This is a genomic window from Pseudomonas sp. TE3911 (genome assembly GCF_054062775.1).
The window spans coordinates 905,849-927,373 of sequence record NZ_JBSSFP010000001.1 but is presented as its reverse complement, the minus strand read 5'-3'; the positions used below and the strand labels follow the sequence as shown (position 1 = coordinate 927,373).

Annotated in this window: 9 protein-coding genes; 3 read left to right on the top strand and 6 right to left on the bottom strand. The window is 63.2% G+C overall.

Annotated elements, in window-relative coordinates; genetic code table 11:
* Positions 1-3 precede the first annotated feature (3 nt).
* The 5 genes from ACVWXD_RS04265 to ACVWXD_RS04245 form a co-directional block, all read right to left on the bottom strand.
* Positions 4-225: an MbtH family protein gene (locus ACVWXD_RS04265; protein ID WP_032887983.1), complete on the bottom strand. Its 222-nt coding sequence runs from the start codon at positions 223-225 to the stop codon at positions 4-6.
* 81 nt (positions 226-306) lie between these two features.
* Entirely contained in the window at positions 307-1,719 is a 1,413-nt protein-coding gene (locus tag ACVWXD_RS04260) for an aspartate aminotransferase family protein (protein ID WP_122754410.1), read from the bottom strand.
* A 161-nt stretch (positions 1,720-1,880) separates the two neighbouring features.
* The gene (locus ACVWXD_RS04255) at positions 1,881-2,648 is read right to left on the bottom strand and encodes an N-acetylmuramoyl-L-alanine amidase (RefSeq protein ID WP_122764599.1); all 768 of its coding nucleotides are present in this window, start codon (positions 2,646-2,648) and stop codon (positions 1,881-1,883) included.
* Between the two features lie 120 nt (positions 2,649-2,768).
* The gene (locus tag ACVWXD_RS04250) at positions 2,769-4,091 is read right to left on the bottom strand and encodes an ATP-binding protein (protein ID WP_099603036.1); all 1,323 of its coding nucleotides are present in this window, start codon (positions 4,089-4,091) and stop codon (positions 2,769-2,771) included.
* Positions 4,088-4,768 (bottom strand): response regulator, encoded by a 681-nt coding sequence (locus tag ACVWXD_RS04245; protein WP_032887975.1) that lies wholly within the window; start codon positions 4,766-4,768, stop codon positions 4,088-4,090. The genes ACVWXD_RS04250 and ACVWXD_RS04245 overlap by 4 nt, the downstream gene beginning before the upstream one ends.
* A 176-nt stretch (positions 4,769-4,944) precedes the next feature.
* Here ACVWXD_RS04245 and dsbD point away from each other — a divergent pair, with 176 nt between their 5' ends.
* From dsbD to dsbG, 3 genes are read left to right on the top strand one after another with little or no spacing between them, the layout of a single operon-like run.
* Positions 4,945-6,672 carry a protein-disulfide reductase DsbD gene (gene dsbD / locus ACVWXD_RS04240; protein ID WP_260366352.1) on the top strand — a complete coding sequence of 576 codons (1,728 nt, stop codon included), beginning with the start codon at positions 4,945-4,947 and terminating at the stop codon, positions 6,670-6,672.
* Positions 6,672-7,523 carry a TlpA disulfide reductase family protein gene (locus tag ACVWXD_RS04235; protein ID WP_095185451.1) on the top strand — a complete coding sequence of 284 codons (852 nt, stop codon included), beginning with the start codon at positions 6,672-6,674 and terminating at the stop codon, positions 7,521-7,523. Before dsbD ends, ACVWXD_RS04235 begins: the two co-directional genes overlap by 1 nt.
* Positions 7,499-8,260, top strand: coding sequence for a thiol:disulfide interchange protein DsbG (dsbG, locus tag ACVWXD_RS04230; protein WP_457370710.1), 762 nt, complete (start codon positions 7,499-7,501; stop codon positions 8,258-8,260). The genes ACVWXD_RS04235 and dsbG overlap by 25 nt, the downstream gene beginning before the upstream one ends.
* Before the next feature lie 336 nt (positions 8,261-8,596).
* Here the strand turns inward: dsbG and ACVWXD_RS04225 are convergent, their stop codons facing one another.
* Positions 8,597-21,508, bottom strand: coding sequence for a non-ribosomal peptide synthetase (locus tag ACVWXD_RS04225; protein ID WP_457370709.1), 12,912 nt, complete (start codon positions 21,506-21,508; stop codon positions 8,597-8,599).
* Positions 21,509-21,525 lie beyond the last annotated feature (17 nt).

The following is a 21,525-nucleotide window of genomic DNA, read 5'->3' as shown; positions in this document are numbered from 1 at the left end:
TGTTTAAACGAGCGCTGCTCCATCCATCTTCTGGCGCAAGCTCAACGGGCGCATATCAGTCCAGGTTTCTTCGATGTAGGCCAGGCACTCTTTCTTCATGCCGCTCTTGCCCACGGTGCGCCAGCCTTCCGGCACGACCTTATAGTCGGGCCAGATGGAATACTGTTCTTCATGGTTGACCACTACCTGAAACAGGATGTCGTCGCGGTCAAATACTGAGGTCATTGCTGTTCTCCATCGCAAAAAGCTGGCTGCGCACCACGCGCAGCACTGATATCTGTAGAAACGTACCAAGCCATCGAAAAATTAGAGGCTGTCCACGGCGGCGGCCAGGGCACGCCCGAAGATCTCGGCCACACGGTCGACTTCAGCGGCGGTGATCACCAGCGGCGGCAGGAAGCGCACCACGCTGCCATGGCGACCACCCAGTTCCAGGATCAGCCCGCGCTTGAGGCACTCGCGCTGTACCAGCGGCGCCAATTGGCGGTGCACCGGAGGGTGGCCCTGGGTATCGAGGGTGCCGTCCGGGTCGACCAGTTCCACACCGAGCATCAGCCCGCGACCGCGAATATCCCCCAACTGCGGGAAGTCGCGTTGCAGAATGCGCAGGTGTTCGCCGAGGCGCTCGCCCATAACTGTTGCGTGGCCGGGCAGGTCGTGTTCCTTGAGGTAGCGCATCACCGCCGAACCCGCCGCCATAGCCATTTGATTGCCACGGAACGTGCCGGCATGGGCGCCCGGCAGCCAGGTGTCGAGCCAGTCGCGGTACACCACCACCGCCAACGGCAAGCTACCGCCGATGGCCTTGGACATCACCACCACATCCGGAATGATGCCCGCGTGTTCGAAGGCGAACATCTTGCCGGTGCGGCCAAAACCGCTCTGGATTTCGTCGACAATCAACGCCACACCCGCCTGCTCGGTGATGCGTCGCAGGCCGCGCAGCCAGTCGAGGTCGGCCGGGATTACGCCGCCTTCACCCTGCACCACTTCAACAATCACCGCCGCCGGCAGCAACACGCCAGCTTCCGGGTCGTTAAGCAGGTTTTCCAGGTAGTGCAGGTTGACCCGCACACCTTGCGCACCGCCCAGACCAAACGGGCAGCGGTAATCGTAGGGATACGGCAGGAACTGCACGCCATTGCCAAGCAACGCCCCCAAGGGCTTCTTCGGCCCCAGGCTGCCCATCAGGCTCAAAGCGCCTTGGCTCATGCCGTGATAACCGCCCTGGAACGACAGCACGGTGCTGCGCCCTGTGGCGGTACGGACCAGTTTCAGCGCGGCTTCCACCGCATCGGTGCCAGTGGGCCCGCAAAACTGGATCTTGGCTTCCCGCGCCAACTCGGCTGGCAACAGACCGAACAAGTCCTGCACGAATTGATCCTTGACCGGCGTAGTCAGGTCGAGGGTGTGCAACGGCAGCTCATCACTCAGCACTTGCTGGATAGCGTCGATCACCACCGGGTGGTTATGCCCCAGCGCCAGGGTGCCGGCCCCGGCCAGGCAGTCGATGAACTGGCGGCCTTCCACGTCTTCCACGTAGATGCCCTTGGCGCGTTTGAGCGCCAAAGGGATACGCCGCGGATAACTGCGCGCATTGGATTCCTGCTGGCGCTGACGGGCCAGCAGCGGTGTTTCGTCGAACTGGTAGAGCGTTTCCACAGGCGCCGGGCTGACATGCACTGGGGCGCTTTCGATACGGCTGGTAGCGACAGACATCTCTCTATCCCTCAATACGCTGATGATGGTGACCAAACTGCCAATCCGTTGGCGTCTGGCCCAAGGGCATGCGCACGGATTTCCTGTTCTGGAAACGCATCAGCGGCTGAGGGATTTAGGGCTGGTGATCGTTAACTGATGCCGTTGAACGGTGCTTTGCGTCAAAGTCCTCGGTATTTCTCATTCAAGGCATACAGGATCGCGCACGTCTCGGCATCCAATACGCCACGATAATCCCCCGGCCGAAAGTGCATCTGAAACGCCCGCGTGCGCAGCTCAAACGCCTGTCGATTCTGCGCCGGTCTATACCCATATCGCTGAAACGCACGCTCCACTTCCACTTCCGGCGGCAGCCCTACACAAAATCGGCGTTGATACATCGCCCGCGCCGCCTCATCGAACCAGGCACCTACACCGGCGTCGTACAAGCACCGCCAAGGCAGTCGAGGCCCTGGATCACTCTTGCGCCAATAGGCCACGTCCGAATGCCCGAGAATGTCGGTCGGGCCGATCTGCGGGTAGCGTCCGAGGATGTCGCGCACCAATGCACTCAACACTTCAATCTGTTCGTGCGAGTACTCAGGAAAGGTAAAGACACCCGCATCGTCCCGTGCCAGGTTGACGATCTCGATGCCAATGGAGCGGCTATTGAGGTTGTCCCACCCTGCCCATTGGCTCGCACCGGCATGCCACGCAGACTTGGTTTCATCCACCAGGCGAAACGCGCGCAGTTCGTCATACCCGGCAGCGCGGTAACCAGGCTCATCCGGGTCGGGCAAAAGATAGTGAGCGCTGACCCCCTCCTGCGTCAGCGTCTGCAAGGAGGATGTGAAGGGAGCTGCGGTGTAATGCAGGATCAACTGCCGCACGGTTTCACCGTTGCGTTCATTGAAGCCTTTGGCAGGAAAAGTGGTATCGATGACTAACATAAGAACTGTCCTTTTCAGTACAGGCCGAGTCCTTCGGCCCGTTCAAGTGCAAAAAAATTACCGCCATCCTGAAGCGCTGAACTTCAAGAGGGCGGTAACTATTTGGCAGATGAAAAAAGATCAGCGCCGTAACGGCATACCCAGCTCGACGCGCAGGCCATCCGCCTGGCTGTCGAACGTCAACGAGCAGGAACAGCGCTGCACAATCGCTTGCACGATTGCCAAGCCCAGGCCGCAGCCTTCGCTGTTGCCATTACGCCAGAAGCGTTGGGTCAAGTACTGCAGGTCTTCGCTGGAAATCTGCTTGCCGTGGTCACGCACGCGAAACACCACGTTGCCTGCCTGGGTGAACAGACTAAGTTCCACGCGAGTGTCCGCCGGGGTGTGGCGCAAGGCGTTGTCCAGCAGGTTGCGCAGGGCCGCAACCGCCAGGCCAACGGGCATTTCCACCGGAGCGTTGGAAAGGTTGTCCGGCAGGATCAGGTCGATGCGTGAGTTATCGCCAGCATTGGCATCCTGGATCGCCAGCCGTGCGACGTCTTCGGCGCTGGACTGCACGCCATCGTCAAACGACAGGCTGCCTTCCACTCGCGCCAGCAACAGCAATTGTTCCAGGGTGCGATGCAGGCGGTCGGCGCCCTCCTCAGCGTGGGCCAGGGACTGGTCGCGGGCCGCACCTTCGGTCATGCGCGCCACTTGCAGGTGGGTCTTGATCGCCGTCAGCGGGCTGCGCAGTTCGTGGGCCGCGTCGCCAGTGAGGCGACGTTCGCGCTCAATGGTCTTGGCGATACGCTGCAACAGTTGGTTCTGGGTGTCGAGCAGCGGTTTGAGTTCGCTGGGCAGCGGGTGGATCTGAAGGGGTTCAAGAGAGTCCGCACTGCGCCGCATCAGCGCATCGCGCATACGGTTGAGCGGCAGCAGGCTCTGGCCAATGCCCAACCACAGCAGGCACAGGCAACCGAGCATGGCCACGCCCACCGGCACCGATGCCGCCAGCAGGATCGACATATTCAACGCCTCGCGCTCCACCTGGCGGTCGGCGGTGGTGATCAGCAGATCGCCACGGGACAGGGTAAAGCTGCGCCAGCCCACGCCGTCGATCTCTTGGTCGCGAAAACCGCTGCGTTGGGACTCCAGGCCCTGATCCGGCGTGGTGTGGCTTCGCGCGAGGATTTCCCCGCGCAAGGAGCTGACCTGGCAGGCCATGCCGCCCGGCACATGCAGTTGCTCGGCACTGAAATGCGCGCCGCCGCTGACACTGGCCAGGCCCGGCATCTGCTCGGTCAGCCCCGCCACCATGCGCGCCGACGCCACCAGGCGCTGGTCGAGAGAGAACATCATCTGGTTGCGCAGGTCGTTGAGCATCCAGGCCGCTGCCAGGGCCCAGATCAACACGAATGCGGCGCCGAGCTTGAACGTCAGGCGCAGGCGCAGGCTCTTCACGAAACGTTCTCTCCATCATCCGCCGGGCCCAGGCGATAGCCCAGACCACGCACGGTCTCGACAATGCCATTGCCCAATTTGCGCCGCAGGTGGTGGATATGCACGTTGAGTGCGTTGCTTTCCAGCTCATCGTTAAAGCCGTAGACGCTGTCCTTGAGCTGCTCACTGGACAGCACACGGCCCTTGTTGTGCAGCAGGGCCTGCAACAGCGCCTGCTCACGCCGGGACAAATCCACCGGCTGGCCACCCAACAGGGTTTCACGGCTGCTGGGGTCATAGGTCAACCGGCCGTGTTCGATCAAGTTGACGCTGCGCCCTGCCATCCGGCGCAGCAGGGTTTGCAGGCGGGCGGCTAATTCGCGCAAGTCGAAGGGTTTGAGCAGGTAGTCATCGGCGCCGGCTTGCAGGCCGTCGACGCGGTTGGTCACCGAGTCCCGCGCGGTGAGGATCAGCACCGGAATCTCCAGGCCCTGGCTGCGCAGTTGCTGCAACAGCTTGAGGCCGTCTTCGTCGGGCAGGCCGAGGTCGAGCACCATGATGTCGAAAGTCGCCGCTTTGAGCATCGCACGAGCAGCCGCAGCCGTAGCCACGCGCTCGACGGTAAAACCCTGGGCGGTGAGGCCGGCCACGATGCCGCTGGCGATCAGTTCGTCGTCTTCACAGACCAGTACGTGCATGGTGAACCCTTCATAAAAGATGGGAGAGATTAAAGGTGCAGCGGATTAAGCGCAGATTATGCCGTGAAAAGAGGCAAGCTCAGATAATCCCTACACTTTAGAATAGCGCCGGTTAATCATCGGTTAATCAACGCCACACATTGTGTGCCTCACTTGTATCGGACTAAGGCTTGACCATGCGGCATCTTTTTACCTTTCTGCTGGTGTTGTTCGCCGGGTTGGCCCAAGCCGCGCCGGGCAACCCGTTTGAGACCAAACCCGATTTCCTCCCGGTGGGCAAAGCTTTCACCTTTACCTCCGAACGTCTTGAAAGTGGCGAGACCCAGCTGTATTGGCAGATTGCCGACGGTTATTACCTGTACAAGCAGCGCATGAAGTTCGAGGGCCTGACCGCACAGCCGGCACTGCCGCAAGGTGAAGCCCATAGCGATGAGTTCTTCGGCGAGCAGGAAGTGTACCGCCAGGGCCTGGAAGTGAAGCTCCCTGCTGGCGCCACCGGCCAGATCAAGCTGGGCTGGCAGGGCTGCGCCGATGCTGGCCTGTGCTACCCACCGCAGTCGATCACCGTGGACCTGGGTGGCAATCCTGCCGTAGCGGCCACCGCTCAAGCCCAGGACCAGAGCCTGGCCAGCGGCCTGCAACAGCGCAGCCTGGGTTGGAGCCTGCTGGTGTTCTTCGGCCTGGGCCTGCTGTTGGCGTTTGCACCGTGTTCGTTGCCGATGCTGCCGATCCTCGCCGGCCTGGTGGTGGGCAGCGGCGCCAGCCCTCGCCGTGGTTTTGCCTTGGCCAGCAGCTACGTAGTGTGCATGGCGCTGGTGTATGCCGCGCTGGGCGTACTGGCTGCGTTGCTCGGCGCCAACCTCGCCGCCCTGCTGCAAACGCCGTGGATATTGGGCAGTTTCGCCGCTCTGTTTGTGCTGCTCGCCCTGCCGATGTTCGGCTTCTTTGAACTGCAACTGCCCGCCTTCCTGCGCGACCGACTGGACAACGTCAGCCGCCAGCAAAGCGGTGGCAGCATGATCGGTGCCGGTGTGCTTGGTGCGCTGTCCGGCCTGCTGGTCGGCCCGTGCATGACCGCGCCCCTGGCTGGCGCCCTGCTGTATATCGCCCAAAGCGGCAACGCCCTGCACGGTGGCTTGATCCTGTTCGCCATGGGCATCGGCATCGGCATCCCGTTGTTGCTGCTGGTGACCGTCGGCAACCGCTTCCTGCCCAAGCCGGGCACTTGGATGAACGTGCTCAAGGGCATCTTCGGCTTCCTGTTCCTGGGCACCGCCGTACTAATGATTCGCCCGGTAGTTGGCGAAAGCCTGTGGGTCGGCCTGTGGGGTGCATTGGCCCTGGTGATGGCCTACTGCGGTTGGACCCTCGCCCGCGAGTACGGCCTGGCGGCCAAGGTATTCGGCGCCGGCTCCCTGGTGCTGGGCCTGTGGGGCGCGGTGCTGGTGGTGGGTGCGGCCGGTGGCAGCGACGACCTGTGGCAACCGCTGAAGGTGTACAGCGGCGCGAAGGTCGCCGGGGCGCCCTCCGCCCATGACGCCTTCATGACCATCAGTGACCCCGCCGTGCTGCAAAACCAACTCGACAGCGCCAAGGCCCAGGGCCAATGGGTGCTGGTGGATTACTACGCCGACTGGTGCGTGTCGTGCAAGATCATGGAAAAACAGGTGTTCGGCAAACCCGCAGTTCTCGACGCACTGAAAGACGTGCGCCTGCTGCGCCTGGACGTCACCGCCGACAATGCCGCCAGCCGCGAACTGCTGGGCCGCTACAAGGTGCCGGGGCCACCGAGCTTTGTCTGGATCGGCCCCGACGGTGAAGAACGCCGCGCACAACGTATCACCGGCGAAGTGAATGCCGATGCCTTCCTGCAACGCTGGACGCAAACCCGGGACGCCCTCTGATGCTGACCCTGACCATCGGCACCTTCGCCATCGCGCTGAATCACATCCTGCTGATCAGCGCGTTGATTCTCGCCACCCTGGTGGGCTGGCGCGTGGCCAAGCGTGGTGGTGAAAACCCGGAGTCAGTGCTGTTCAGCCTGTTTCTGCTGGGCATGCTCGCGGCCCGCGTCAGCTTTGTGCTGATGTACTGGAGTTACTACAGCAGCGACTGGCTGCAGATGGTCGACCTGCGCGACGGCGGCTTTCTCGCCTGGCCCGGCATCATCGCCCTGCTCATCGGCGCAGTGCTCTACGGCTGGCGGCGACCGGCGCTGCGTAAGCCGTTGAGCGCCGGGGTCATCACCGGCCTGCTGTTCTGGGGCATGACCAGCCTGTCCTTGAGCGTGTATGAAAAAGGCACACGCCTGCCGGACATCACCTTGCGCAACGCCAATGGCGAAGTGGTGCAACTGGCGGACTACCAGGGCGGACCTCTGGTCATCAACCTGTGGGCCACCTGGTGCCCGCCATGCCGCCGCGAAATGCCGGTGCTGGAAAGCGCCCAGCGCATGCGCCCTGACGTGACCTTCCTGTTCGTCAACCAGGCCGAAAGCATGCAAAGCGTCAGCACCTACCTGGCCACCCAAGGCCTGAACCTGGACAACGTGCTGTTTGACGCCAGCGGTCGCCTCGGCCAGGCCGTGGGCTCCATGGCCCTGCCGACCACCTTGTTCTACCAAGCTGATGGACGCCTCATCAACAGCCACTTGGGCGAGTTGTCCCAGGCCAGCCTGGCCCGTGCCATGGAACCCTTCGACACCGCCCCTGCTGCCACAAGGAAACCCACATGCGAAGCCTCCGCCACCTGTTGAGCCTCTTACCACTGACGCTGGCAGCCAACCTGGCCCACGCCGATGACTGGCCGGCACCGATCAAACAGATCGAAGCCAAGGGCGCCAAGATCATCGGCAAGTTCGACGCCCCCAGCGGCCTCACCGGCTATGCCGCGCAATACCAGAATCGCGGCATGGCGCTGTACCTGACCGCCGACGGCAAACACGTGATCGCCGGCAACCTGTACGACGCCCAGGGCGATGACCTGAGCACCGCGCCGCTGGAAAAACTGGTGTACGCGCCGATGGCCAAGGAAGTCTGGGCCAAGATGGAAAAAAGCAGCTGGATCCAGGACGGCGACAAAAACGCACCGCGTATCGTCTACCTCTTCAGCGACCCCAACTGCCCGTACTGCAACATGTTCTGGGAACAGGCCCGGCCGTGGGTCAAAGCCGGCAAGGTGCAGTTGCGCCACATCATGGTCGGCATCATCCGCGAAGACAGCGCCGCGAAATCGGCCGCCCTGTTCGCCGCCAAAGACCCGCAAAAAACCCTGGAAGAACACGAAGCCGCCGGCAAGAGCAGCAAATTGCAGGCACTGCCGAAAATCCCGGCCGATATCGAAGCCAAGCTCGATGCCAATATGAAGTTGATGGATGAACTGGAACTGTCTGCCACCCCGGCGATTTTCTACCTGGATGACAAGGGTGGGCTGCAGCAACAGCAGGGTGCGCCGTCGCCGGATAAGTTGGTGAAGATCATGGGGCCGAAGTAAGCGGCGCCTGGTCTGACGCCATCGGGGGCAAGTCGAATCGTCGCACCGTCCCTCCCACAGTGGTTTGGGTTCACACATTTCTATTGGTGAATACATTCAAGTGTGGGAGGGGGCTTGCCCCCGATAGCAGTGGGTCAGCCAAAGATGCATCAACTGACACCCCCTCATCGGGGGCAAGCCCCCTCCCACATTTTTAACCCAGTACACCAGACCCAACTCCGGTCGGCTCCAGAGCCTTCGTTCGGGCACACCGAGCCTAAGCGAGGTGCCAAGTGTTGGGGCACAGACCACTGAAAGTTGTGTAGATACCGATGAGGCCCTCAAACCCAGCGAAGATTAAAGCCCCTCCAACTCCGCCATCAAATCACTCAACCGATCCACCTTCTCCGCGCTGATCTCATTGGCCGCTAATCCCTCGATGTACTCGGCCAATTGCGACACCGTGCTGCACTCGAACATCGCCCGCAGTGGCACATCGCGCTGCAAGGTCTTCTGCACCCGTGAGGCAATCTGCGTGGCCAGCAACGAGTGCCCGCCCAGTTCGAAGAAGTTGTCCTGTACCCCTACCCTTTCGACTTTCAGCACCTCGGCCCAGATCGCGGCCAAGGTGGTTTCCAGTTCGTTGCGCGGTGCCAGGTAATCCTGGCTGTGCAACTGGCCGATTTCCAGTTCCGGCAAGGCCTTGCGGTCGAGTTTGCCGTTGGCGTTGAGCGGCAGGCGGTCGAGCCATAGCCAGTGCAGCGGGACCATGTATTCCGGCAGATCGGCGCGCAGGCGTTGCTTGATGCGGTCCAGGCGCTCGCTTGGGTTGAGGGTTTCATCAGCGGCCACCAGATAACCCACCAGATGCTTGCCGTTGACGCCTTCCTGCACACCCACCGCTGCATCGCGCACTTGCGGTTGCTCGTGCAGGCGCGCTTCGATTTCACCCAGTTCGATGCGGTAGCCGCGAATCTTCACTTGATGGTCGATACGCCCGACGTACTCCAACACACCATCGCTGCGCCGACGCGCCAGGTCGCCGGTGCGATACAGGCGCTCGCCCGGTGCGCCGAACGGGTTCGGCACAAACACTTGAGCGGTGCGCAACGGATCGCTGACATAACCACGCCCCACCCCCGTGCCGGCTACACATAACTCGCCGACAGCCCCATGGGGCACCAACTCCAGCGCGCCATCCAGCAGGTACAGGCGGTTGTTGTCAGTCGGCGTGCCAATCGGCAGATAGGTGCCACGGGTCGATGCCAAATCAACGCGGAAGAACGCCACGTCATCCGAGCATTCCGCAGGGCCATAAGCGTTCACCAAACCGATCTGCGGGTAACGCAGCAACCATTGGTGCGCCAGTTCCGGCGGCATCGCCTCACCGGTGGGCAGCATCCAGCGCAAGCCGTCGAGGCTGATGCGGTCCTGGGCCAGCATGCCCTGGATCAGCGACGGTACGCTCTCCAGCACGGTAATGCCTTGTGCCTCAACGTGGGCCAGCAAACCTTGGGGATCGTGGGCGATGGTGTTCGGCACGATGTCCACCCGCGCGCCGAACAGCGGCGCGGCGAGGAATTGCCATACGGAAATGTCGAAACTTTGCGACGCGGTTTGCGCGATCACGTCCGCCGCGCTCAGGTCCAAGTACGGCAGTTTGCTCAGTTGGTTATTGAGCATGCCGCGCTGCTCGACCATCACGCCTTTGGGCAAGCCCGTGGAGCCCGAGGTGTAGATCACATAGGCGAGGTTGTCCGGGCCACTGTAGATGCCTGGGTTCTCACCACGAGCCGGCACTTCTTCCCACACCAGCAACTGGCAGTCAAAACCGTCGAGCAACTCAATGGCCTGCTCGCGGCACGCCTCGGTGCACACCAGCAACGGCGTACGGCTCATGTCGATGATGCGGCTCAAGCGCTGGCTTGGCAGGCCCGGGTCCAGCGGCAGGTAACCCGCACCGGCCTTGAAGCTGCCGATGATCATGCCCAGCAGGTCGAGGTTACGCTCGGCCAGCAAGGCCACCGGTTGATCCAGGCCGACACCCGCCGCGATCAATGCATGGCCCAAGCCGTTGCTGCGGCGGTTGAGTTCGTCATAGGTCCACTGCTGTTCCAGGTAACTGGCGGCGATCCGCTGCGGATGCTCGCTCACTTGCGCTTCGAACAGCTCGATATAGCTACGGTCCAGCGGATAGGCGTGTGCGCTCTGGTTGCAGCCTTCAACCAGGAATTCACGCTCCTGCTCGCCAATCAACGGCAGGTCGGCCATGTCGCCATGGAACCCCTGCACCAGCGCCAACAGCAGGCGCTTGAACTCGCCGAGCATGTTTTGCACGGTGGTTTCGTCGAAGTAACGCTGGTCGTAAGACAGGTGCAAGCCCAGGTCATCGCCGGGGTAGCACACGGCGGTCAGCGGGAAGTTAGTGTGGGTGCGGCCGGAATCCGAGGTGGCATTCAAGCTTTGTGCGCGGTCCAGCACCGAGGTTTCCACCGGGGCGTTTTCGAACACGAACAGGCTGTCGAACAGCGGTTGGCCTTTAGGCAATTCGCTGTGTTCCTGGATGGTCACCAATGGCAGGTATTCGTACTCGCGCAATTGCATGTTGCTGTCGAGCAAGCCGTTCAACCACTGGCGCACGCTGCAACGTTGACCGTCTTCCGGCAGCTTTACCCGCAGCGCGATGCTGTTGATAAACAGGCCGACGGTGCGTTGCATCTCCGGCATTTCCACCGGACGCCCGGCGACGGTGACGCCGAACAGCACGTCGCGATCGCCGCTCAAGCGGCGCAGCACCAGGGCCCATGCCGCCTGGGCAAAGGTGTTGACGGTGAGTTGGTGGGCCTGTGCCAGTTCACGCAGTTGCGCGCCATCGCGGGCATCAAGACGGGTGTAGCAGTCGCCCACCACCATGCCGCCGCTGTGGCCCGCATGTTCGCGCAGGAACGGGCGGTCGCTCGGGATCGGCGTGGTGCGCTCAAAGCCTTGCAGGTTCTGTTGCCACCACTGGCGCGCTTCATTCAGGTTCTGGCGTTGCAGCCAGGCGATGTAGTCGCGATAACGCGGCGCCGTGGCCAACTGCGCGTCGTGGCCTTCGCCCAGGGCCATGTAGATCTCGAAAAAGTCATTCATCAGCAGCGAACGGCACCACGCATCGATAAGGATGTGGTGGTTGCTCATCATGAACCAGTAGCGTGCTTCGCCGACGCGGATCAGGCGCAGGTGGAACGGCGCCTGGTTGAGCAGATCGAAGCCGGCTTCACGCTCGGCCTTGAGCAGCGCTTGCAGACGCGGCTCTTGCTCAGCCTCGGGATCGTTGCTCCAGTCCAGGTATTCAATCGGCGTGCTGCCGGGTTTGTGGATCACTTGCAGCATGTCTTCGCCAACGTTCCAGCAGAACGAGGCACGCAAGGCTTCATGACGGGCGATCACCGCTTGCCAGGCCTGGGCGAAACGCTCAGGGTCCAGGGCACTGTTGATGCGGTAGCGGTCCTGCATGTAGTACAGACCGGTGCCCGGCTCCAGCAAAGTGTGAAGCAACAGGCCCTCTTGCATCGGAGTCAGCGGGTACACGTCTTCGATGGCACTGGCCGGGACCGGCAAGCTGTCGAGTTGCGGCTGGGTCAATTTCGCCAGGGGGAAGTCGGACGGTGTGAGACCACCGGCATCATCCTTGAGGCAATGGGCGATCAAGCTGTACAGCTCGGCGACGTAGGCCTCGGCCAACTCGCGGATGGTGTCTGCATCGTGGCGCTCACGGCTGAAGGTCCAGCGCAGCACCAGCTCACCGCCATACACCTGGCTGTCGACGCTCAGGGCGTTGGGCAGCGGCGCATCTGGGTCATGGGCCAGGCCCGCCGACTCATCCAGCGGGTGGAACAGCGCCTCGCTGCCGAAGCTCTGGTCGAACTGGCCGAGGTAGTTGAAGGTGATGTCGGCGGTTGGCAGCGCGGCCATGGCCTGCTTGCACAGGTCGTCCGCCAGGTAGCGCAGCACGCCATAGCCCAACCCTTTGTGGGGTACCGCCCGCAGTTGCTCCTTGATCGCCTTGATCGAGGCGCCCTGCCCGGCCGCTTCTTCGATTTGCACGGGCGTCAGGCGCAGTGGATAGGCACTGGTGAACCAGCCGACACTGCGGGTCAGGTCGATCTCATCGAACAGGGTTTCGCGGCCATGGCCTTCCAGTTGGATCAGCGCCGAGTCATGCCCGCTCCAGCGGCACAGCACGCGGGCCAAGGCGGTCAGCAACAGGTCATTGACCTGGGTGCGGTATGCGCTTGGGGCTTGTTGCAGCAACTGACGGGTGTGTTCGGCATCCAGGCGCACGCTGACCGTGTCGGCATCGCGATTGCGCAACGTGCCCTGTGCACGGTCCACCGGCAACGCCACCGTCGGGCCCGCCAAGTGGTCCTGCCACACGCTCAATTCTTCACGCAGGGATTCGCTGCTGGCATAAGCCTGCAAGCGCGCGGCCCAGTCACGCAAGGCGCTGGTCTTGGCCGGCAGGCTGACGGACTCGCCCTCGCTCAGTTGGCGATACACGTTCTGCAGGTCTTCGAGCAACACACGCCACGACACGCCGTCCACTACCAGGTGATGAATCGCGATCAGCAGGCGTTGCTGGCCTTCGGGGCCATCCACCAGCAAGGCGCGCAGCAGCGGGCCGTGTTCAAGGTCGAGGCTGCGTTGGGTGTCGGTGAACAACGCGGTGCACTGGGCCATATCGCGCACTTGCGCCTGCATCAGCACGCCGCCCTGGGGCACGGTCAAATGTTCGGCATGCCATTGGGCATTGCGCCGCGTGAAGCTCAGGCGCAAGGCGTCGTGGTGCTCCAGCACCGCCAGCAGCGCTTGCTCCAGGCGATGGGGTTCGAGCAATTGCAGCGGCTTGAGGACCAACGCCTGGTTCCAGTGCTGACGCGCCGGGATGTCGGTGTCAAAGAACCAATGCTGGATCGGCGTGAGGCCCGAGCTGCCAGTGAGTACGCCCTGCTCCGCCGTGACCTGCTCGGAGCGCGTGGCCACAGCGGCCAGGGTTTGCACCGTCTGGTGCTGGAACAGGTCGCGGGGGCTGAAATGAATTCCTGCCTGCCGCGCACGGCTGACCACCTGGATCGACAGGATGGAGTCGCCGCCCAGTTCAAAGAAATTATCGTCCAGGCCGACTTGTTGCACGTTCAACACCGCGCACCAGATCGCGGCCAAGGTGCTTTCCAGTTCGTTGCGCGGGGCTAAGTACTGTTGGCGATTGGCCTCGGGGTCCGGTTGCGGCAAGGCACGGCGGTCGAGCTTGCCGTTGGCGGTCAACGGCATGCTGTCGAGCACGATCAGGTGCGCGGGCACCATGTAGTCCGGCAGTTGCGCCTTGAGATGCGCCTTCAGCGCCTCGCGCAACGGGCCGTGCTCTGCGTCGCTGACCAGGTACGCCACGAGCTGTTTGCCGCTTGGCGAATCCAGCGCCAGCACCACCGCTTCGCGCACAGCTTCGTGCTCCAGCAGGCGGGTTTCGATCTCGCCCAGCTCGATGCGGAAACCACGGATTTTCACTTGATGGTCGATACGCCCCAGGTACTCCACCAGACCATCGGCGCGTTGGCGCACCAGGTCGCCGGTGCGATACAGGCGGCCACCATTGGCGGCAAACGGATCGGCGACAAAACGCTCCGCCGTCATGCCCGGACGCTCGTGGTAACCCTGGGCCAGGCCCGCGCCGCCGACATACAACTCGCCGGTCGCACCTTGGGGCACCAAGGCCAGGTCGGCGTCGAGAATGTAGGCCACACGGTCGCCGATAATGCTGCCGATCGGCACGCTGCCGGCGCCCTCCTCCAAGTGCTCCGGCGCCAGGCTGGCCAAGGGCATCACCACGGTTTCAGTCGGGCCATAGGCGTTGAAGAACACCTCTGGCTGGAAGGCTGCGCGAATGCGCTGCAGGTGTTCGCCGGTCAGGGCTTCACCGCCGGTGATGCACATGCGCACGGGCAGGGTCTGGTGTTGAGTCGCCAGCCACTGCGCCAACTGGCTGCCATAGCTTGGGGTGAAGCCGAGGATATTGATGCGATGGGTGCGGATCAGCCCACAGATTTCCTCCGCATCCCATTGGCCTTGGGCCCGCAAGACCACCTGCGCGCCGCTGAGCAACGGCACCAGCAAACGCTCGGTGGCGGCGTCGAAGTTGATCGAATAGAAATGCAGTTCGCAGTCGTCCGGGCGCATGCCGAAACGCTCGATCACAGCCTGGCAATGCATGGCGATTTCGCCGTGGGACACCACCACGCCTTTCGGTTTGCCGGTGGAGCCGGAGGTGTAGATCAGGTACGCCTGGTGTTGTGGCAGGCTGATAAATGGCAGCTCATCGGCCGGGTAATTCACCAGCACTGGCGAGTCGTCTTCCAGGCACCAGCACGCCACCGAGGCCGGCAGTTCACCCAAGGCTTCGAACATCGCCGCGTCGCTGAGCAACAGGCCGATGCCGCTGTCTTCGATCATGTAGTGCAGGCGGTCCAGCGGGTATTCCGGGTCCAGCGGTACATAGGCGCCGCCGGCCTTAAGGATCGCCAGCAGGCCAATGACCATTTCCAGGGAGCGTGGCAGTGCCAAGCCGACCCGCACCTGCGGGCCAACGCCGCGTTCGCGCAGCATCCAGGCCAGGCGATTGGCGCGTGCATTGAGTTCCGCGTAAGTGAGGGTTACGCCGGCAAAGGTCAGCGCCGGAGCCTCTGCACGCGTTCGCGCCTGCTGGCTGAACAGCTGATGAATGCACCCGTTGAGACGATGCAAACCGGCCTCAACGCCCAGGCTGTCCTGCAATGCGCGTTGTTCGGTGGCGGTCAGCAGCGGCAGTTCGCTGAGGCGTTGATCGGGGTCTGCAATCAACGCTTCCAGCAGGTTGCGCCAATGTTCAGCCATGCGCGCAATGCGCGGTTCGTCGAACAGATCAGTGCTGTAAGTCAGGCAGCAACCCAGGCGATGGTCGAGGTCGGTCACTTCCAGGTTGAGGTCGAACTTGGTCGCGCGAGCATCGTTGGCCAGGTATTCGACGGTCATGCCGGCCAGTTGACGGCTCTGCTGGAATTCCCAGCGCTGCACGTTGCACATCACCTGGAACAACGGGTTGTACGCGGCGCTGCGCGGAGGTTGCAGGGCTTCCACCAGATGGTCGAACGGCAGGTCCTGGTGGGATTGGCCCTCGATCACGGTGTGGCGTACTTGCTCGAACAACTCGCCGACATTCATCTGACCGTTGAGCTGGCAACGCAGCACCTGGGTATTGAGGAATGCGCCGATCAGCCCTTCGCTTTCCGGGCGAATACGGTTGGCCACGGGGGCGCCGATGCGCAGGTCGGTCTGGCCGCTGTAGCGGTAGAGCAACACGGCCAGGGTCGCGGTCATGGTCATGAACAGCGTGAGGCCGCGTTCGGCATTGAAGGCGCGCACGCGGGCAGCCAACGCGTCGCTCAGATCGAAGCGGTACAGCTCGCCCTGGTGGCTTTGTACCGGTGGTCGTGGGCGGTCGCCGGGCAGTTCCAGCAAGGGGTGTTCGGTGCCCAGTTGCGCGGTCCAGTAATCCAACTGGCGTTGACGCTCGCCGGACTCCAGCCACTGACGCTGCCACACGCTGTAGTCGAGGTATTGCACCGGCAACGGCGACAGTGGCGACAGACGCTCGTCGATAAAGGCTTCGTACAGCGCGCTGAGTTCACGGGCAAAGATGTCCATGGCCCAGCCTTCAGTGACGATGTGGTGCAGGGTCAGCACCAAGTAGTGTTCCTGCTCGCCGGCCTTGACCAGGCACGCGCGCAGCAACGGGCCGGTTTCCAGGTTGAACGGCGTGTGGGCCTCGTGATCAGCCAACTGCTGCAAGCGCTGCTCGCGCTCGGTTTCATTCAGCTCCGAAATATCCTGCCAGTCCATGCGCACGCCGGTCTGCGGCGAGACCTTTTGATAGGCCACCCCGTCGACACTGGGGAACGTGGTGCGCAGGGTTTCGTGGCGCATGATCAAGGCCTGCAACGCCGCCTCGAAACGCCCCACATCCAGCACGCCCCGCAGGCGCGCCATGCCACCGACGTTGTAGGCCGGGCTGTCCGGCTCCATCTGCCAGAGGAACCACATGCGCTGCTGGGAATAGGACAGCGGCACCGGTTGGCTGCGGTCGACTTTGGCAATCGCGGTTTGCTGGTTGCGCTGGCCCGAGGCCTGGATCAGGCCGACTTGCTCGGCAAACGCGCCCAGTTCACTGGCTTCAAACAAGGTACGCAGCGGCAGCTCAACGTCACAGGCCTGGCGGGTGCGGGAGATGATTTGCGTGGCCAGCAATGAGTGGCCGCCGAGGGCGAAGAAGTCATCGCGCAGGCCGATTTGCGGCAGGCCGAGCACTTCGCGCCAGATTGCGGCGATCTGCTGTTGCAACGGGGTTTCGGGTTCAATGTGTTCGCGGGTTTGCCACACCGGCTCCGGCAATGCGCGGCGGTCCAGCTTACCGCTGGGGCTCAGGGGCATGGCGTCCAGGCGCATCAGTTGCGCAGGCACCATGTACTCGGGCAGCTCGGCTGCCAGGGCGGCTTTCACGTCCTGTTCGTCCAGCGCTCTGCTTGCGGTGTAGTAGCCGATCAGTGTGGCATTGCGCACCAGCACCACGGCTTGGGCGATACCGTCCAGCGCCAGCAGGCGCGCTTCGATTTCTTCCGGCTCCACGCGGAAGCCGCGCAGTTTGACCTGCTGATCGAGACGCCCCAGGTATTCGAGCACGCCGTCAGCATTCCAGCGCACACGGTCGCCAGTGCGATACAGGCGCGCACCCGCCTCGCCCAGCGGGTCGGCGATAAACCGTTCGGCGGTCAAACCGGCACGCCCCAGATACCCCCGCGCCAGGCCAATGCCACCAATGCACAGTTCGCCCGGCACACCGGCCGGCAACAGGTTGAGATGATCGTCCAATACGCGGCAGATCACATTGCCCAGCGGGCGGCCAATCGGCGAGCGCTCGCCATCTTCAGCGGTGCAGTGCCAGTGGGTGACGTTGATCGCGGTCTCGGTCGGGCCATAGCGGTTGTGCAACTGCGCCGCCGGCAACTGAGCCAATACGCGGTTGCGCAGTTCGGCTGGTAACGCCTCACCGCCGGAGAACAGGCGACGCAGGCTGGTGCATTCGGGTACCAGCGGCTCGTCGATGAACAGCTGCAACAGCGGGGGCACAAAGTGCAGGGTGGTCACGCCATGTTCCTGCACCAACTGCGCGATGCGGTGCGGGTCGCGATGTTCGCCAGGGCCGGCCAGCACCAGGCGGCAGCCGGTGATTAACGGCCAGAAGCATTCCCACACCGACACGTCGAAACTGATCGGTGCCTTTTGCATCAGCACGTCGGTGTCGTTCAGTTGGTAAGTGGCCTGCATCCACTGCAAGCGCTCGGCCAGGGCCCCATGGGTATTGCCGACGCCTTTGGGCTGGCCGGTGGAACCGGAGGTGTAGATCACGTAGGCGAGGTTGTCGCCGTGCAGGTGCAGGCCCGGCGCCTGGGTCGGCCAGCTTTCCAGATGCAGGCTGTCCATGGCGATGACACACACGCCGTCAGCGCTCGGCAGTTTTTCCAACACTGCGGTCTGGGTCAGCAGCAGTTGCACGCCACTGTCCTTGAGCATGTAGGCCAGGCGCTCAGCGGGGTAATCCGGGTCCAGCGGCACGTAGGCGCCACCGGCCTTGATGATCGCCAGCAGGCCGATCAGCAGTTGCGGCGAACGCTCGGCGGCGATAGCCACGCACACGTCCGGGCCCACGCCTTTGTCGCGCAGGTAATGGGCCAGGCGGTTGGCTTGGGCATGCAGTTGGGCGAAGGTCAGGCTGCCGTCCTGCCAGACCAACGCGGTGTTGTCCGAAGTCTGCTGATTGAGCAGCTCGGGCAACCACTGCTGGGCGGGCGCACACGGCGCTTGGCTCCACGGTTGCTGTTCGTCCGCTTGCAGCAAACGCAGGTCGCCGAGGGCTTGCTGGGGTTGCTCGCAGATGGCGTGCAGCAGGTTGATGAAGTGCTCGGCGAGGCGCTGGATGGTTGCGCCTTCAAACACTTCATCGGCGTAGTCGAACGCCAGGCTCAGGCGGCCGTTGCGGTCTTCTTCGGTATGCAGTTGCAGGTCGAACTTGGCTTCGCGGCTGTGCCACGGCAGCTCATCGGCGAGCATGCCCGGCAGGCGGCGCAAGGCGCTGAGGTCGCGTTGCTGGTGGTTGAACATGACCTGGAACAAGCCCTGCTCGCGGGCCTGAGAAAAGGCTTCCAGCAGTTGTTCGAAGGGCAGGTCCTGATGGGCTTGGGCACCCAGTGCGGTCTCGCGGGTGGCGGCCAATAGCTGGTTGAACGGCAGGCGCCCGTCCAGTTCGGCGCGCAGCACCAGGGTGTTGATGAAAAAGCCGATCAGGCCTTGGGTTTCCTGGCGCGGGCGGTTGGCATTGGGCACGCCGATGCGGATATCGCGCTGGCCGCTGTAGCGATAGAGCAAGGTCTGGAACGCCGCCAGCAACAGCATGAATGGCGTGGACTCATTGGCCTGGGCGGTCTGGCGAATCGCTTCGCTGAGGCCGACGCTCAGGCGCACGCTATGGCGCGAAGCACTGCGGATGTGCTGCACGGAGCGCGGATGGTCGGTGGCCAGGCTCAGGGTCGGGTGCTCGTCCCCCAGTTGGTTTTTCCAGTACGCCAGTTGGCGCTGACCTTCACCTTCGGCCAGCCATTGACGTTGCCAACTGCCGTAGTCGGCGTATTGCAGGGCCAGGGCCGGCAGTTCCAGGGATTGTCCCTGGGAGGCCGCGGCATAGAGGCGCGAGAACTCGTCGATAAGGATGTTGAGCGACCAACCATCGGCAATGATGTGATGCAGCGTCACCAGCAGTTGATGGTCTTCGTCGTCCAGGCGCACCAGTGTCACCCACAGCAGCGGGCCTTTTTCCAGATCAAATTGAGTGCGTGCTTCGTCTTCGCGGATCTGCTGCGCGCGGGTTTCGCGCTCGGCAGCGGGCAGGTCGCTGAGGTCGATGACTTGCAGGTCGAACGCCACGTTGGCTTCAACACGCTGGAAGGCCTGGTCGTTGCGCTCGTAGAAGCGAGTGCGCAGGGCTTCGTGGCGCTGGATCAGGTGCTGGAAACTCAGGCGCACTGCGTCTTCGTCCAGCTCGCCACGCAGGCGCAAGCCGCCGGGAATGGTGTAGGCGCTGCTCTGAGGGTCCAGTTGCCAGGTGATCCACAGGCGGTTCTGAGCCAGGGACTGAGGCAGTTCGTCCTGGCGTGACAAGGCATGAATTGCACCTTGGGCCACGCCGCCGTCCTGCTGCAATTGCGTAACATTGGCGGCAAACGTCGACAGGGTCGGCGCCTCGAACAGCATGCGCAGGTTCAGCTCCAGGCCGAGGGTTTCACGCAGGCGTGCGACCACTTGGGTAGCGGTGATGGAGTTACCGCCGAGCAGGAAGAAGTGATCGTCGGCAGCAACGGTCGCGACCTGCAACTGTTCGCACCAGATCGCCGCGATCTGCTGTTGCAGTTCGGATTCCAGCGCAGCATCGCCCGCCAGTCCTTGCAGATCGGGGAACTGCGCATAGCTGTCGAGACTGCCGTCGGCGTGACGCAGCGCGCAGGCCGCACGCTGCACCTTGCCGCTGGAGGTCTTGGGCAATGCGCCGGGGTTGAGCAACACCACCACACTCGGCGCTTCTTGGTAGGCTTCGGCCACGGCTTGGCGGATGGCTTTGATCAACGCCTCGGGCGGCAGGATTTTCTGCACGCTGCGGCTGATTTCAGCGGCGATGCCGATGCCTTCCAGGCCCTGGTCATTCACCGCAAACGCCGCAACCCGGCCTTTGCGCACCACTTCCACTTCGCGCTCGATAGTCTGCTCGATGTCTTGCGGGTAGAGGTTATGACCGCGCACGATCAACAGGTCTTTCAGGCGGCCGGTGATGTACACCTCACCAAAGCGAATAAAGCCCAGGTCGCCGGTGCGCAGCCAGGTCCGCCCGGCATGCTGGACGAAGGTCTTGGCCGTGGCTTCGGGGTTGCGCCAGTAGCCGTGGGCGATGCTCGGACCGGTGGCCCAGAGTTCGCCGACGCGGTTGTCGGGCAGCTCACTCAAGGTGTGGGGATCGACGATCAGCACCGCGTGTTCCGGCTGGCTGGTGCCGCAACTCATGATCGCACTGCCCTGCCCCGGTTCGGCGCGGTTGGCGGCCAGCGCCGTCTCGTCGACGCGCAGCGCCGGGATGCCCTGACCCCGGGTGCCGCCAGCGACAAACAGCGTGGCCTCGGCCAGGCCGTAGGACGCAAAGAAATTGTCTGAGCTAAAACCACAGGCGGCGAATTTCTCGGCGAAGCGGTCCAGGGTGTCGAGCCGGATCGGCTCGGAGCCGGAATAGGCCACGCGCCACGTGCTCAGGTCCAGGCGTTCCAGGGCTGACTCACTGACCCGTTCACTGCACAGCCGGTAGGCGAAATCCGGGCCGCCGCTGATGGTGCCGCCGTATTGGCTGATCGCTTCCAGCCAGCGCAATGGCCGGCCAAGGAAGTACGCAGGCGACATCAGCACGCACGGCACGCCACTGAAGATCGGTTGCAACAGGCCGCCGATCAGACCCATGTCGTGGTACAGCGGTAGCCAGCTGACAATCACGTCGTCGGGGTTGAGGTCGATGCCAAAGCCACGGCGGATCAGCACTTCGTTGGCCACCAGATTGCCGTGGCTGACTTGCACGCCTTTGGGCAGCGCTGTGGAGCCGGAGGTGTATTGCAGGAACGCGATGTCGTCGGGCTGTAGGTCGGGGGCGATCCAGGCATCGGCCACTGGCGCATCGAGGGTATCGACACTCAACACCGGCGGCGCATTTTCTATCTGTGCCAGGCCATCGGCAAGACTGGCAATGGTCAGCAGCAGGCGCGGTTCGGCGTCGCTGATGATCGACAGCAAACGCTCTTGGTGATGACGGCGGGTGGACTCCGGCGGGTAGGCCGGCACTGCGATCACCCCGGCGTACAGGCAGCCAAAAAACGCCGCGACGTAATCCGGACCGCTGGGGAACAACAGCACTGCGCGGTCGCCCAGCGCGGCATTGGCCTGCAGGGCGCTGGCAATGGTGCGGGCGCGTTGGTCGAGGTCGCGATAACTGAGCACAACGCTGTGCTCGGCGGACTCGGCGAGGAAGCGCAGAGCCACCTGGTCCGGGGTCTGCGCGGCGCGACGTTGAAGGGACTGGACCAGGGTGCGGGGAAGTTCGAAGGCGTCCATCATGGGGTTCCTGCCTGAAA

Coding starts and splice junctions, on each gene's coding strand:
- ACVWXD_RS04260 (WP_122754410.1), bottom strand. CDS start 1,719: ATGTCTGTCGCTACCAGCCGTATCGAAAGCGCCCCAGTGCATGTCAGC.
- ACVWXD_RS04225 (WP_457370709.1), bottom strand. CDS start 21,508: ATGATGGACGCCTTCGAACTTCCCCGCACCCTGGTCCAGTCCCTTCAA.
- ACVWXD_RS04235 (WP_095185451.1), top strand. CDS start 6,672: ATGCTGACCCTGACCATCGGCACCTTCGCCATCGCGCTGAATCACATC.
- ACVWXD_RS04245 (WP_032887975.1), bottom strand. CDS start 4,768: ATGCACGTACTGGTCTGTGAAGACGACGAACTGATCGCCAGCGGCATC.
- ACVWXD_RS04265 (WP_032887983.1), bottom strand. CDS start 225: ATGACCTCAGTATTTGACCGCGACGACATCCTGTTTCAGGTAGTGGTC.
- ACVWXD_RS04255 (WP_122764599.1), bottom strand. CDS start 2,648: ATGTTAGTCATCGATACCACTTTTCCTGCCAAAGGCTTCAATGAACGC.
- dsbG (WP_457370710.1), top strand. CDS start 7,499: ATGCGAAGCCTCCGCCACCTGTTGAGCCTCTTACCACTGACGCTGGCA.
- dsbD (WP_260366352.1), top strand. CDS start 4,945: ATGCGGCATCTTTTTACCTTTCTGCTGGTGTTGTTCGCCGGGTTGGCC.